Annotated in this window: 10 protein-coding genes; 2 read left to right on the plus strand and 8 right to left on the minus strand. The window is 44.6% G+C overall.

Translation table 11 applies throughout. The features are described 5' to 3' along the window. Positions 1–84: 84 nt before the first annotated feature. The 3 genes from ACOMA8_RS11250 to uvrB all read right to left on the minus strand — a co-directional run bounded on the left by ACOMA8_RS11250 (position 85) and on the right by uvrB (position 5,946). Positions 85–819 (minus strand): amino acid racemase, encoded by a 735-nt coding sequence (locus ACOMA8_RS11250; RefSeq protein WP_421370810.1) that lies wholly within the window; start codon positions 817–819, stop codon positions 85–87. A gap of 159 nt (positions 820–978) precedes the next feature. Beyond that, positions 979–3,807 (minus strand): excinuclease ABC subunit UvrA, encoded by a 2,829-nt coding sequence (gene uvrA, locus ACOMA8_RS11255; RefSeq protein WP_421370812.1) that lies wholly within the window; start codon positions 3,805–3,807, stop codon positions 979–981. 144 nt (positions 3,808–3,951) lie between these two features. Continuing rightward, positions 3,952–5,946, minus strand: coding sequence for an excinuclease ABC subunit UvrB (uvrB, locus tag ACOMA8_RS11260; RefSeq protein ID WP_161899648.1), 1,995 nt, complete (start codon positions 5,944–5,946; stop codon positions 3,952–3,954). 399 nt (positions 5,947–6,345) lie between these two features. On the opposite strand from uvrB, the gene ACOMA8_RS11265 reads away from it, so the two are divergent. Next, positions 6,346–7,767 carry an amino acid ABC transporter substrate-binding protein/permease gene (locus ACOMA8_RS11265; protein ID WP_421370815.1) on the plus strand — a complete coding sequence of 474 codons (1,422 nt, stop codon included), beginning with the start codon at positions 6,346–6,348 and terminating at the stop codon, positions 7,765–7,767. Positions 7,768–7,770: 3 nt separating this feature from the next. Then, entirely contained in the window at positions 7,771–8,508 is a 738-nt protein-coding gene (locus ACOMA8_RS11270; protein ID WP_421370818.1) for an amino acid ABC transporter ATP-binding protein, read from the plus strand. 61 nt (positions 8,509–8,569) lie between these two features. On the opposite strand, the gene ACOMA8_RS11275 is transcribed toward ACOMA8_RS11270, so the two are convergent. The 5 genes from ACOMA8_RS11275 to hrcA all read right to left on the minus strand — a co-directional run bounded on the left by ACOMA8_RS11275 (position 8,570) and on the right by hrcA (position 14,758). Next, positions 8,570–9,634 carry an iron-containing alcohol dehydrogenase gene (locus ACOMA8_RS11275; protein WP_421370820.1) on the minus strand — a complete coding sequence of 355 codons (1,065 nt, stop codon included), beginning with the start codon at positions 9,632–9,634 and terminating at the stop codon, positions 8,570–8,572. Positions 9,635–9,714: 80 nt separating this feature from the next. Then, complete coding sequence (gene dnaJ, locus ACOMA8_RS11280; protein WP_161899644.1) at positions 9,715–10,878, minus strand: molecular chaperone DnaJ; 1,164 nt, start codon at positions 10,876–10,878, stop codon at positions 9,715–9,717. Positions 10,879–11,217: 339 nt separating this feature from the next. Further along, complete coding sequence (gene dnaK / locus ACOMA8_RS11285; protein ID WP_161899643.1) at positions 11,218–13,056, minus strand: molecular chaperone DnaK; 1,839 nt, start codon at positions 13,054–13,056, stop codon at positions 11,218–11,220. 76 nt (positions 13,057–13,132) lie between these two features. Next, complete coding sequence (grpE, locus tag ACOMA8_RS11290) at positions 13,133–13,681, minus strand: nucleotide exchange factor GrpE (protein ID WP_421370823.1); 549 nt, start codon at positions 13,679–13,681, stop codon at positions 13,133–13,135. A gap of 27 nt (positions 13,682–13,708) precedes the next feature. Then, positions 13,709–14,758: a heat-inducible transcriptional repressor HrcA gene (gene hrcA / locus ACOMA8_RS11295; protein ID WP_421370826.1), complete on the minus strand. Its 1,050-nt coding sequence runs from the start codon at positions 14,756–14,758 to the stop codon at positions 13,709–13,711. Positions 14,759–15,105: the final 347 nt, after the last annotated feature.

Genomic DNA, 15,105 nt, shown 5'->3' on the forward strand with positions numbered 1-15,105 from the left:
CTATTAGTCAAGTATAGAAACTGCAAATAAAAAAAGGTACCGAAGCCGCGTCGCTCCGATAACCTCCACTACTAAAACAAGTGACTAAATCTCTTTAGAAAACGTCCCATCCTTTTTGCGATCTGCCATTGCCCGCTCAATTGTGCGATCCACTAAAATTGATTGTGCATCCACTACATGATACGGATGACCGGTGGCAAACTCTTCCATCAAAGACAATTCCGTACAGCCTAAAACCACGCTGTCACAGCCGTAGGTTTCCACTGTATCAAATAAAATCTCATAATAAAGATCCTTATTCAGGAAATCTTGCTCTTTAATGTCACGGTAGATTAAATCGTTGACCTTTTTTTGCAACTGCGGCTTAGGAATCATCACTTCAAAGCCAGCCTGCTTCAACTCACGTTCGTACACACCAGCTTTCACACTGCCTTCTGTTCCCAAAAATGCCACCTTGCCGCCTTTTTGTTGGCGTTTCAGCTCTAAAGCAGCCTCTCGCGGCATATGCAAAATTGGAATCTCCGTCGCTTCTTGCAGCGTGTCAAAAAAATAGTGAGCCGTATTACAGGTCAACACGATAAAATTAGGCTGCAGCAGATTCTGCTTAGCAATATCGTCCAACAAAAACGGCAAGGGATCCTTTGCATGCTGCGGATCCAAAATAGCCGCTGTTCGATCAGGAACCGTTGCATGGTTAAACAACACATAGTTCAAATAGTCCTGGTCTTTATGAGTCACAGTCCGATGATTCAGGATCCGTACGAAACTTTCGGTAGCCAGCGTACCCATCCCACCTAAAATACTAAAAAAGTTTTCCACCTGACATTCCTCTTTCCTGCTAAAGTCACAAAGAGTACCCATGTATCTTACTCTTTATCGTTTTTTCAATACCGCTATCATACCATAGCAAAAGCGCAAAGCAAGGCTTTACGCTTTATACCAGGTGACCTTTATCTTCCCTTAGAAAAAATTTCAGGCCTATTCAGCTTTTTTCAAAACACGCTTCAAATATTGTCCCGTATAACTTTCCGGCAGTTTGGCAATTGCTTCCGGCGTTCCAGTCCCAAGAATGGTTCCACCACCGTCCCCGCCTTCCGGTCCAAGGTCAATCACCCAATCCGCAGATTTGATTACATCCAAATTGTGTTCGATTACCAACACAGTATTGCCGGCATCGGCCAATCGTTCCAACACTTTCAACAGTCGGGCGATATCATCGGTGTGCAAACCAGTAGTCGGTTCATCTAAAATGTAAAAGCTCTTGCCATTGGAATTTTTGTGAAGTTCGCTGGCTAATTTCATCCGTTGGGCTTCCCCACCGGATAACGTTGTCGCAGGCTGCCCCAAAGTAACATAACCCAAACCAACATCCACGATGGTTTGGAGCTTTCGGTGGATTTTAGGAATATGTTTGAAAAATTCCACCGCATCTTCTACAGTCATGTCCAAAATCTCGGAAATATTCTTCCCTTTATAATGGACTTCTAACGTTTCAGAATTGTATCGTTTCCCATGACAAACTTCACAAGGTACGTAGACATCTGGCAAAAAGTGCATCTCAATCTTGATGATTCCGTCACCTTTACAGGCTTCACAACGGCCGCCCTTGACGTTGAAACTAAAACGTCCTTTCTTATAACCACGTATTTTGGCTTCATTGGTCTTAGCGAACAAATCGCGAATATCGTCAAAAACGCTGGTATAAGTCGCTGGATTACTTCGTGGGGTCCGCCCGATAGGACTTTGATCGATATCAATGATTTTTTCAATTTTTTCATAGCCGCTAATTTTCTTAAAGCGTCCAGGTTTATTAGAGTTGCGATTGATCTTTTGCGCCAATGCCTTTTTTAGGATTTCATTGACCAAAGTAGACTTACCAGAACCGGATACGCCCGTTACTGCAGTGAATTTTCCAAGAGGGAAATCAACACTGATATTTTTCAGGTTATTTTCTGTCGCCCCAGTAACAGTAACCTTCTCACCATTTCCTTTACGCCGCTCTTTAGGAATCGGAATCTGCTTTTTCCCTGACAAATATTGACCAGTGATCGAATCAGGTACCTGTTCGACTTCTTTTGGCGTCCCCGCAGCAATAATTTGCCCGCCCTGAGCACCCGCACCAGGACCCACATCAATTAGATAATCAGCCGCTCGCATCGTATCTTCGTCATGCTCAACTACAATCAGCGTATTGCCGAGATCCCGCATTTTTCTCAGGGAAGCCAACAAGCGATCGTTGTCTCGTTGATGCAACCCGATGGAAGGCTCATCTAAGATATACAGTACCCCCGACAAATTTGAACCAATTTGAGTTGCTAACCGAATTCGCTGCGCCTCTCCACCTGATAAGGTTCCCGCAGCGCGACTTAAGGTTAAATAATCCAAACCAACATTGCGTAAGAAATTCAACCGATCGTTGATTTCTTTAACAATTGGTGAAGCGATGGTTTGCTCTTGCTCTGTCAATTTCAAGCCGGACACAAAGGCCAATGAATTGTCGATCGCCAACTCACTGATTTCACCAATATTTTTGCCGTTCACTTGAACAGACAAAGCTTGCGGATTCAAACGGTACCCGTGACAAGCCTGACAAGTCAGCTCTGTCATGTACAAACGCATCTGTTCTCGAGTAAAGTCACTGTTGGTTTCATGATAACGACGTTTGATATTCGTTAAAACTCCTTCAAAAGGCACTTCAACGTCTCGCACTCCGCCAAAATCATTCTCATAGTGAAAATGGAAGACCTCCCCATTAGAGCCGTATAAAACAATTTCACGTTGCTCTTCTGGAAGCTTTTCAAAGGGCGTATCCATGTCAATACCAAAGCTGTCACACGCTTGCCGCAGCAATTCCGGATAATACTGAGAACTAATAGGATTCCAGGGAAGAATGGCGCCTTCTTTCAATGTTTTCGTCTGATCTGGTATCACGAGATCCACGTCGACTTCCAATTTTATACCTAACCCGTCACATTCAGGACAGGCCCCAAATGGAGCATTGAAAGAAAACAAACGCGGTTCCAATTCCCCAACGGTAAATCCGCAATAAGGACAAGAGTAATGTTCACTGAAAAGCATTTCTTCATGCCCGATCACATCGACTACAGCATATCCTTTTGCCAAATGCAGTGCGGTTTCAAAAGAGTCAAACAAACGTGAACGAATGCCTTCTTTCACAACAATCCGGTCAATTACAATGGAGATTTCATGCTTGCGGTTTTTTTCCAACTCAGGTACTTCTGTAATTTCATAAATCTCACCATCCACCCGCACGCGGACATAACCTTCCCGTTGAATCATTTCGAAAACTTTCTTATGCTGCCCCTTTTTCTGGTAAACAACTGGCGCCAATATCTGGATTTTCGTGCGATCCGGCAGTGCCATTACAGCATCAACCATTTGTTCGACAGATTGACTGGTAATTTCAATATGGTCGTTAGGACAAATTGGGTGGCCGACCCGGGCATACAGCAGCCGCAAATAATCATTAATCTCAGTCACTGTTCCGACGGTAGAACGAGGATTTTTACTGGTGGTTTTTTGATCGATGGAGATTGCCGGACTCAAGCCATCAATGCTGTCCACATCAGGTTTGTCCATCTGTCCCAGAAACTGTCGAGCGTAGGCAGAGAGACTCTCTACATAGCGTCGCTGCCCTTCTGCGTACAATGTATCAAATGCCAATGAACTCTTTCCTGATCCGGATAAACCAGTCACAACGACTAATTGGTCCCTTGGAATCGTCACGTCGATGTTCTTCAAATTATGTGCTCTGGCACCGTGAATCACTATTTTATCATTTGCCATGTGGGGCCTCCTTTAAAAATAGCTGTCGCGACAATTATGGCTGCGTCACTAGCCGTAACTGTCGGCAGAAAGCAGACCCAAAGCAACTCTTTTCACCTTAGCTAGTCGCTTTCTGGGTCTATTGTCTTTTTTATGATGAACACTTTACAATGCTGCCTTCAACTCCAAAATAGTATCTCGCAAGGTCGCGGCAGTTTCGAAGTCCAATGCTTTGGCAGCATCTTTCATTTCTTTTTCCAACTTCAAGATCAAAGTTTCCCGATCTTCTTTACTCATGTCTTCATAGTCTGCCAAAGTCATGTAGTTTTCTTCATCTTCAGCAACTTTGGTAATGGCAATCAAATCACGAATTTCCTTGATGATCGTCTTAGGCACGATCCCGTGCTCTTCATTGTATTTCTGTTGAATACTGCGACGTCGGGCCGTTTCATCCATCGCTCGTTGCATGGAATCTGTGATTTTATCTGCATACATAATGACCTTGCCTTCTGAATTACGGGCAGCCCGGCCGATCGTTTGCACTAAGGAACGTTCACTTCGCAAAAATCCTTCTTTGTCAGCATCCAAAATCGCTACCAGCGATACTTCCGGCACATCGAGACCTTCTCTAAGCAAGTTGATCCCCACCAAAACGTCAAATTCTCCTAGACGCAGATTGCGGATGATTTCTGTTCGCTCCAGAGTCTTGATGTCACTGTGCAAGTATTTGACTTTGATTCCCAGTTCTTTCAAGTAATCCGTTAAATCCTCTGACATTTTCTTCGTCAGAGTAGTGATGAAGACCCGTTGATCTTTTTCTGTCCGCTCATTGATCTCACCGACCAGATCATCAATTTGCCCCATGATTGGTCTGACTTCAATCTCTGGATCCAATAATCCAGTTGGTCGGATAATCTGCTGAACAACCGTATCTGTCTGGGATTCTTCATATGGTCCCGGTGTTGCAGAAACATAGACAATTTGGTTGACGTGTTCTTCAAATTCCTCCAAACGCAATGGCCGGTTATCCAGAGCAGAAGGCAAGCGGAAACCATAATCCACAAGCATCTGTTTGCGGGCCCGGTCACCGTTATACATTCCCCGCACTTGAGGCATAGTTACATGGGATTCATCGATAACAATCAAAAAGTCTTCCGGAAAGAAATCAATCAGTGTATAAGGGGGTTCCCCTTCTTTGCGGCCATCCATGTGGCGGGAGTAGTTTTCAATGCCGGACGTGTAGCCCATCTCCCGCAGCATCTCGATATCATAATTGGTCCGCTGTTCCAGTCGTTGGGCCTCCAACAGTTTGTTTTCACTGCGCAGCACTTGCAAACGTAAGGCCAGCTCATTTTGAATACTTTCGATGGCGTGTTCCAAGTGATTTTCATCTGTCACAAAGTGAGTAGCCGGAAAAATAGAAACATGTTCGGTTTCTGCGAGAATTTCGCCGGTCAACGCATCCACTTCGCGAATTCGATCAATCTCGTCACCGAAGAACTCTACTCGCAGGGCACGTTCATCTCGAGAAGCTGGGAAAATTTCTACCACATCGCCGCGAACCCGAAAGCGCCCCCGTTGAAAATCAATGTCATTACGTTCAAATTGAATATCAATCAACTGACGCAGCAATTGATCGCGACTCGTTTCCATACCCACTCGCAAAGAAACCACTTGTTTTTGATATTCCATCGGTGAACCCAACCCGAAAATACAAGAAACAGAAGCGACAACCACCACGTCATTGCGCTCCAATAACGCACTGGTAGCCGAGTGACGAAGCTTGTCAATCTCATCATTGATACTGGAGTCTTTTTCAATATAAGTATCAGAAGAGGGCACATAGGCTTCTGGTTGATAATAGTCATAGTAGCTGACAAAGTATTCGACTGCGTTATTGGGGAAGAATTCTTTGAACTCACCATAGAGTTGTCCCGCCAATGTTTTGTTGTGGGCGATAATCAGTGTCGGCTTATTGACTTCTTTAATCAAATTGGAAATCGTGTAGGTTTTCCCTGTCCCGGTAGCACCTAAGAGGATCTGAGCTTTTTTTCCCGCCACTACCCCATCCACCAATTGATGAATGGCCTCCGGTTGATCGCCGGCAGGCTGGTACTTGGAAACCAGTTCAAACCGTCTGGTCGTATCTCTGTCGATCATCCCAACACACTCCTTTAAATTCATTGGATTCTACTTAAGTGTAAGCTCTTCTTTGTGGAAAACAAAACAAGAGCACTTCAACTAAAATATTGTACCATACCGAACATATTTTCGCTATTTTTACAATCTTCCTGTTACCTGTCTTTAGAGTTTTTTTAAGTGACACTTGCAAGCTTAGTGTCATGTTTTATTACACGAACAGTGAGGATTCCTCGTTTTTCTTTCCTTTTTTAGGATCAGACCTTGCACAAAACCCGTCACAGAATTTATAATACTCATTAGATTCTTTTTCTTGGGACACTTTTTTTACGTTATACTTTCAGTGATATCCGTGAAAAAACGCTGCTATAGCACGCACCAGGGAGAAAGCATCGCAAATTAAACTACGGAGGTTGTGTTATGAAACCAAAGAAAGCTTTTCTGACAACATTGCTATTCTTGTCAGGAATCCTGACATTCGGTTGGGGGTCACTTTCAGTCCAGGCGGAAGAAACTTATCAGATCGGCACGGACCTCACCTTCCCACCTTTTGAATTTCAAAACGAAGACAATGAATACGTCGGAATTGACGTCGACTTATTGAAAGCCATTGCTGCAGATCAGGGTTTCGAAGTGAACCTGCGCCCTTTAGGCTTTGACAGTTCTATCCAGGGCGTCCAATCCGGCCAGTTGGATGGAATGATTGCCGGCATGAGCATCACCGAAGAGCGCAAGAACAACTTTGATTTCTCGGATTCTTATTTTGACAGTGGGATTCAGATGGCAGTTGCAAGTAAAGACGATACCATCAAGACTTATGAGGATTTACAAGGCAAGACAGTAGCTGCCAAAGTCGGAACTGAAAGCGCAACGTTCTTACAGGACAATCAAGAAAAATATGGCTATACCGTCAAAAACTACGACGCTGCCGATGCGTTGTATAACGCTTTGACCAGTAATAAAGTGCAAGCAATCTTCGATGATTACCCGGTTTTGGGCTACGCCATCAGCAATGGCCAACCCCTCAAATTAGTGGGTGATCCTCAAAAAGGAAATGCCTATGGATTTGCCGTCAAAAAAGGTACCCATCAGGAGCTGCTGAAAAAGTTTAATGCTGGTTTAGCAAAAATGAAATCCGACGGCACGTATCAAAAAATTGTCGATAAATACATTGCTTCTGGCTCGACTGAGAAAAAAGCAGACGAATCTACTTTTTTCGGATTATTGCAAAATAATTGGCAAGCGCTCTTAAAAGGATTGGGTAAAACTATCGCATTGGCGCTGATTTCCTTTGCTTTAGCAACTATCTTAGGAATCATTTTTGGTCTGTTCAGCGTTTCGCCAGTCAAAGCTCTGCGAACCTTCACCGGACTCTATGTCGATTTGATCCGAGGTATTCCTATGATGGTATTGGCAATTTTCATCTTCTTCGGACTACCCTTCAACATCCCTGATTTCACTGCCGGAGTCATCACTTTGACATTGAATGCCAGTGCCTATATCGCAGAATTGGTACGAGGCGGAATCAACGCGGTGCCTAAAGGACAGATGGAAGCTTCCCGCAGTTTGGGTCTTTCTTACACTCGTACCATGCAGAAGATCATCTTGCCTCAAGCTGTCAAAATTATGATCCCCTCCTTCGTCAATCAATTTGTCATCACACTGAAGGACACTACAATAATTTCTGTCATCGGGGTCGCAGAATTGCTGCAAACAGGTAAAATCATTGTCGCCCGTACTTCTCAAAGTACCTATACGTATTTAATCATCGCTTTGATTTATCTGGTAGTCATTACTAGTTTGACCCGCCTGGCCAGACAATTGGAAAAGAAAGGAGCCTGAGTTATGACTGAAAAAATCGCAGTGAAACACCTTGTAAAAAAATACGGCAGCAACACGGTTTTAAATGACATCTCCATCGATATTCAAGAAGGTGAAGTCGTCTGTATTATCGGCCCATCCGGTTCCGGTAAAAGTACTTTTCTGCGTTGTTTGAATCGGCTGGAAAAGCCCAGCAGCGGCCAAATTATTATTGACGGTGCGGATTTGATGAACAAACAGACCAACATCAATCAAGTTCGTCAGCACATTGGTATGGTCTTCCAACATTTCAATTTGTTTCCCCATTTGACAGTTCTTGAAAATATCACACTGGCTCCGACTGATCTCAACAAAATGAGTAAAGAAAAAGCTGAACAAAAGGCTCTCTCACTACTGGAAACTGTTGGCTTGGCAGATAAGCAGGCTGCAAAGCCCGGCAGCCTCTCCGGTGGTCAAAAACAACGGGTGGCTATCGCCCGTGCCTTAGCAATGAATCCGGATATTATGCTCTTTGACGAACCTACTTCGGCACTGGATCCTGAGATGGTAGGAGATGTTTTAAATGTCATGAAAAAACTGGCTCATAAAGGCATGACCATGGTGATTGTTACCCATGAAATGGGGTTTGCCAAGGAAGTGGCCGACCGAGTTCTCTTTTGCGATGGTGGTGTCTTTTTAGAAGACGGGACTCCAGATGAAGTCTTTAATAACCCTACCAATCCTCGTACACAAGACTTCTTGGACAAGGTCTTAAACATCTAAATTTCTTTCACGATAGTTAGACAACAAAAGAGCTTGCAACCGAATTAGGCTGCAAGCTCTTTTATTGTATTGTCTCGAATGCTGTCACTAATTCCGTTGCTCCGACTCCAACTGGAATGTGATTTCCAGCTTGTGCTGTTGCCAGGATAGCCGGTATCAGTTTTTCTGCTACTGGGATTTCTGATAAACGCAGGCCGATTTCATCACAAGTAACCGGCATCCCAATCGTTTTCAACAACTCTCGATAACTGTCAAACTCATCTACACTACCTTCAGCCGCTAACTGAAGCAGTAACCCCACCGAGACGATCTCGCCATGCGCAGCCTTGACGCCATAACGAACATCTCCCATTATGACGTTATGAAAACCATGGGCAAGGCTCAGTCCACCGTTTTCAAAGCCGAGACCGCTCAACAATATGTTCGCTTCAACGACTGCTTCAAAAGCTGGGGTCAACAAACCCTGCTTGTGATCTGCCAACGCTTGCTGTGCACTCTCTAAAAGAACAGTTCGACATTTTTCAGCAATTGCCAATGATGCTAGTGTCGGTTTATCACCAGTCGTATTGTTGCCACCATCCTTAAAGACAGCTCGCGCCTCAATATAAGTTGACAACCCATCAGCGATGCCTTGTGCCAGCATCTTTTTAGGTGCTGCCAAAATCACCTTCGTGTCCACTAGCAGAATTTCGGGATTAGTCGGGTAATAGTCATATCTTTGAAAAATCCCCTTGTCATCATAAATTACTGAAATTCGAGAAGTCGGCGCGTCCATAGAAGCGGCGGTTGGCAATACTGCGATGGGTAGAGCTGCTTCGTAGGCTAAGGACTTGGCCAAATCAATCCCTCGACCACCACCCAGTCCGATAACAAAACATCCTTCTTTTTGATAGTTCAGCGCTCGTTTTCTTGCTTTTTCTGCATCCAAGCTATCCACCAGATAGAAGTCACTTTGTATGCCGTTTGCTGCAAGATCGCCAGCCAATGTGTCGCCAAAGTGCGCTTTGACAAAGCCGTCCGTCACAATGATTCCATAATTTCCTAAACGTCGAAGTTGTCCTAGTTGAGTTTTGAAGACATCTGGCCCTTGAATATAAGTTTGCGGACTAGAAAACCTGCGTATCACATCATCGCCTCCTTTATTTTATTCAAGAATAGCAAAAAAAGACGCCCGACCCAAGAAAAATTTGGGCGGCCGTCTACTCTTTATTTCTTCTTACCGCTAAACGCATCCTTCATTTTGTCAAAAAAACCTTCTGCATGCTGCTCGTCAATCTTGCTGCCGGAAACCTCAGCAAACTGCCGTAACGCTGCTTTTTGTTCTTCACTCAAGTTTTTCGGTGTGATTAACTTCACTTTGACCTGCTGATCCCCGTTACCGGTTCCCCGCAATTTCGGAGCACCCTTGCCTCGTAAGCGGAAATTAGTACCTGTTTGAGTACCCGCCGGAATCTTCAGCTTCACATCTCCATGAACAGTGGGTACATTGACCTCGTCTCCCAAAGCCGCTTGCACAAAGTTCAACGGCAGCTCGTAATAAATCTCGGCACCGTCACGATCGAAGATATCACTTTCTTCCACCCGGAATACCACATACAAATCGCCATAAGGGCCGCCATTCATACCAGCTTCCCCTTGGCCGGAAAGACGCATCTGCTGACCTTCTTCCACACCAGCAGGTACAGTTACTTTGACTTCATGGGCCCGTTTTTCATGGCCAGTCCCGTGACAAGTTTCGCAAGGATCCTTGATTTCTTTCCCTGTCCCATGGCAGACATCACAGGTTTGTCGGCTCATGACGCGTCCAAGAGGAGTTTGTCGTTCAACATTGATCTGACCGGAACCGCCACACTTAGAACAAGTCACGGGCTGGGTGCCAGGCTTGGCACCGTTTCCGCCACAAGTATGACACGTCTCTTCCCGATTGTATTTCACGGTTTTTTCAACGCCGAAAATCGCCTCTTCAAACTTTAGATTGACGGAATACTGTAAATCCGCTCCCTGACGAGGGGCATTTGGATTCGCCGTACGACCGCTCCCACCAAAGAAGGACTCAAAAATATCTTCGAAACCACCGAATCCCCCACCGGAAAATCCGCCGAAATCGCCGTATCCACCGCCGTAACCGCCACCACCATAGTTAGGGTCTGTCCCGGCATGGCCGTACTGATCATAGGCTGCCCGCTTTTGAGGATCGCTGAGGATCTCATATGCTTCTGAAATTTCTTTAAATTTTGTTTCAGCGTCCGCTTCCTTGTTGATATCTGGATGGTATTGTTTGGAAAGCTTGCGGTATGCTTTTTTTATTTCATCATCCGTTGCCCCTTTTGCGACTCCCAGGACTTCGTAATAATCTCGTTTCTCTGCCATTGGCTTTCCTCCTGCTTCTTTATCAGCTTGCGACAGTCAGCATACAAACTAATCTGCTCACTTTCGTTACATCTGGCACCTTGACGAAAAGACAGCCAGGTATTGCCACAAAAACTGACAACTGCTTTGTTTCTGCACTCGTGTATTCTAACATATTCGACTCGTAAGCTGAACCCGTTTTGCAAAGTTTTAATGCTTCCTGTCATCTGATTTCTCCCGCAAAAAAGCCAAAGTTTCAAAAACTTTGGCTTTCTGGCTTTCGGCAAAAGCCGTATGAAAATGTTCATCAAACACAATAACTGCTACTCATTAAAGACTAGCTTGGGACCGGTTTGCTGCTTACTTGTCGTCGCCGTCAACTTCTTCAAAGTCGGCATCAACCACATCATCTGCGCCACCTTGTGCTTGTTGGGCAGCTTCAGGATTTTCTTGCGCTTGTTGTTGCGCCGCTTGTTCATAAAGTTTCACGGTCAGATTTTGTACAATTTCATTCAAGGCATCCCGTTTGGTCTTCATTTCTTCCAAATTGTTGGCTTCAACAGCAGCTTTCAATTCGTCACGGGCATCTTCAGCCTTTTTGACTTCATCGGCATCCACTTTGCCTTCCAACTCTTTCAATGTTTTGTCAACTGAGAAGAGCAGGGCATCTACATCGTTACGCAAATCTGCTTCTTCTTTGCGTTGCTTATCAGCTTCCGCATTGGATTCTGCATCTTTGACCATCCGTTCGATTTCTTCATCTGATAAACCTGAAGAAGATTTGATGGTAATCTTTTGTTCTTTTTGAGTACCCAAATCTTTGGCAGAAACATTCACGATCCCGTTTTTGTCGATATCAAATGTAACTTCGATTTGTGGGATACCACGAGGTGCTGGTGGAATATCCGTCAGTTGGAAGCGTCCCAACGTCTTGTTGTCAGCTGCCATTGGACGTTCCCCTTGCAACACATGAATATCTACGGCTGGTTGGCTATCAGCGGCGGTTGAGAAGACTTGTGATTTAGAAGTTGGAATTGTCGTATTGCGGTCAATCAATTTAGTGAAGACACCACCCATTGTTTCAATACCCAATGACAACGGCGTAACATCCAACAGTACCACGTCTTTAACATCACCAGTGATTACGCCACCTTGGATGGCAGCACCCATTGCAACAACTTCGTCAGGGTTCACAGATTTATTTGGTTCTTTGCCAGTTTCTTTACGCACTGCATCCACCACTGCTGGGATACGAGTCGAACCACCCACCAGGATAACTTCGTCGATTTCAGATTGTGACAAGCCGGCATCTTTCAGCGCTTGCCGTACAGGAACTTTCGTGCGTTCAACTAAGTCGGCGGTGATTTCATCAAATTTGGCACGAGTCAATGTCATTTCCAAATGCAATGGTCCTGCTTCACCAGCTGTAATAAATGGCAGGCTAATTTGAGTTGATGTTACACCGGACAAATCTTTTTTCGCTTTTTCCGCTGCATCTTTTAACCGTTGCAAGGCCATTTTGTCTTGTGACAAGTCAATGCCGTTTTCTTTTTTGAATTCTGCAACCATGTAATCAATGATCTTGTTGTCAAAGTCATCCCCACCAAGGTGGTTATCACCAGCAGTAGACAAGACATCAAAGACCCCATCACCCAATTCCAGGATGGAAACGTCGAAGGTACCGCCACCAAGGTCAAATACTAAGATTTTTTCATCTCTGTCGGTTTTGTCCATCCCGTATGCCAACGCTGCGGCAGTAGGTTCATTGACGATACGTTCAACTTCCAAACCGGCAATTTTACCAGCATCTTTGGTTGCTTGACGTTGGGCATCGTTGAAGTAAGCAGGTACAGTGATAACCGCTTTTTCAACTTTTTCACCGAGGTAATCTTCTGCAAAACCTTTCAGGTATTGCAAGATCATAGCAGAAATTTCTTGTGGTGTGTAAGACTTGCCTTCCACTTCAACTTTGTAGCCTGCTTCACCCATGTGACGTTTAATCGAAGCGACTGTATTCGGGTTCGTTACAGCTTGACGTTTAGCAACTTCCCCCACTTGAATTTCACCATTTTTGAAAGAAACCACAGATGGTGTTGTCCGGTTGCCTTCTGGATTGGCGATAATTTTAGCTTCGCTGCCTTCCAAAACAGCAACTGCTGAGTTTGTTGTACCTAAGTCGATACCGATGATTTTGCTCATAGTAATAATCTCCTTTGTAAATAAAGTTTAATTTTGAAAAGTAATCAGATTACTTGGATCTGCTTTTTCTAGTTCCTCACTGAGCGACGATGACCATCGCTGGGCGCAATACGCGATCATGGAGTTTGTACCCTTTTTGGAAAACCTCTACTATTGTATCAGCAGGAGTTTCTTCTGATGCAGGCACGATTTGTACCCCGTGATGGATATTAGGATCATAAGGGGTTCCCTTTTCAGCAGGTACTTCTTCGATTCCTTCTTCTTTCAGCCCGTTCAGCAGGCTTTCAAGTACCATTTCTACTCCTTTTTTCAATCCGGCACCTTGGTCATCTGAGACCTCAGTCATCAGCGCCCGTTCCAAATTATCAATTGAAGGGAGGAGTTTTTTGGCTAAGTCTTGAGAACGATATTTTTGTAGCGTTTCTCGCTCCAGACGATTCCGTTTTGTCATATTGGCGATCTCCGCTTGCGCTCGCAAGTATTGATCTTCCAATGCCTCTTTTTCAGCCGTCACTTTAGCCAGTTCTGACTGTTCTTCTACAGCTTCGTCTTTTTCAGTTTCAGCTGTCTCTAACTCTTTTAGTTCAGCGACTTCTTCGTTAAACTCTTGCTCTTTTTCTGACACGTCGTTACTTCCCTTCTTAAGTCTTCGTCAGCTCCAGTCAAGGTCACCCTCTAAGGAACGGTAATAATCTCCTAGTTTTGAAGCCAGCTCATGACGAAATGCGTCGATCAAGCCAAACATTCGGGAATATTGCATGCTGGTTGGTCCCAACAAAGCAATCGTTCCTTGACCATGTCCGTCGATCTCATAAGACGCTTGAATCAAGCTCATGTTTTGAAACAATTGATTGCCCAGCTCGTTGCCGATACGGATCTGAATGCCTTGACTTTCTGGCAGTAACAGCTGGTTTAGCTCTTCCGGATCTTTCATCAATGTATACATCAATTTGAATTGCGTAACATCATTCGATCCTTCAAAATCCAGCAGATTCATCCGCCCGCCAACAAATACCTTTTCTTCGAAAGCTTGACCCAACATCGTATCAAACAAGGTCAAGATTCCTTCCGTCGTCTGAAAGTATTTGTGGAGGATCATTGGAATTTCGGTCCGCAGACGATGATAAACGGTGATTAGTGATTCTCCCACCAGTTTGTCATTGATAATCCGAACCATCTTCTCCAAATCTTCTCCAGAGACAGAGACTGGTATCGTGAAGACTTGGCTTTCAACGTTTCCTTTGTCCGTCACAATGATGGCAATCACCTGACGGTTGTTAAGAGGTACGATTCGAAAACCGGTCAACTTACGCTCTTTGACATCCGGACCCAGCGACAAGGCCGTGTAACTGGTCAGCTGCGAGAGAATGTCCGCAGACTGTTGAATGATTTCATCGATTTCATGAAACTCACCGCCAAATGATCGGCGGATCGTCTGCATCTCCCGTTTCTCAACCCGTCCAGGTTTCAGCAGGTGGTCCACATAAAACCGATACCCTTCAATAGAAGGAACCCGTCCCGATGAAGAATGCGTTTTTTGCAAAAGGCCCTGTTCCTCCAGAGCTTTCATCTCGTTGCGAATTGTCGCAGAACTGGCTTCGATGCCCTCTTCCATCAGTTTTTTCGAACCTACCGGCTGTCCGGTCTGTGTGTAATGCTGGATGATGAGACGTAGAATATCTTGTTGCCTGTTTGTCAACATTTCTATCACCTCTCGTTAGCACTCATCTCTTTTAAGTGCTAACACGATTATAAATATACCATATCTGACTCAGAAGTCAAGAAAGACAACTCAAAAATTAGCACTCTGGATGTCCGAGTGCTAATCCCTAAACAACCTAAAATACCTTGTAATAGCAACCTTTTTCTGCGATTCAGATTTTGGTTCCACTGGTAATTCAAGAAGAATTCATATTTTTTTACCGGAAAAATCCTATCTCTCCTGTTGTCGCTTTCCAAATTTAAAGCCCACTTTCATGATCCGCAACTAGCGTGCAATTCTTCCACAACACGTCTGCAACCGACACAGCCCTTAAAAGGCTAAAAAAG

Source organism: Enterococcus infantis, from assembly GCF_049166715.1.
GTDB lineage: Bacteria > Bacillota > Bacilli > Lactobacillales > Enterococcaceae > Enterococcus_C > Enterococcus_C leclercqii.

What these genes read in the sequence shown, in the direction of transcription:
- uvrA (WP_421370812.1), bottom strand. Translation starts at nt 3,807, where the DNA reads ATGGCAAATGATAAAATAGTGATTCACGGTGCCAGAGCACATAATTTG.
- uvrB (WP_161899648.1), bottom strand. Translation starts at nt 5,946, where the DNA reads ATGATCGACAGAGATACGACCAGACGGTTTGAACTGGTTTCCAAGTAC.
- ACOMA8_RS11265 (WP_421370815.1), top strand. Translation starts at nt 6,346, where the DNA reads ATGAAACCAAAGAAAGCTTTTCTGACAACATTGCTATTCTTGTCAGGA.
- ACOMA8_RS11270 (WP_421370818.1), top strand. Translation starts at nt 7,771, where the DNA reads ATGACTGAAAAAATCGCAGTGAAACACCTTGTAAAAAAATACGGCAGC.
- dnaJ (WP_161899644.1), bottom strand. Translation starts at nt 10,878, where the DNA reads ATGGCAGAGAAACGAGATTATTACGAAGTCCTGGGAGTCGCAAAAGGG.
- dnaK (WP_161899643.1), bottom strand. Translation starts at nt 13,056, where the DNA reads ATGAGCAAAATCATCGGTATCGACTTAGGTACAACAAACTCAGCAGTT.
- hrcA (WP_421370826.1), bottom strand. Translation starts at nt 14,758, where the DNA reads ATGTTGACAAACAGGCAACAAGATATTCTACGTCTCATCATCCAGCAT.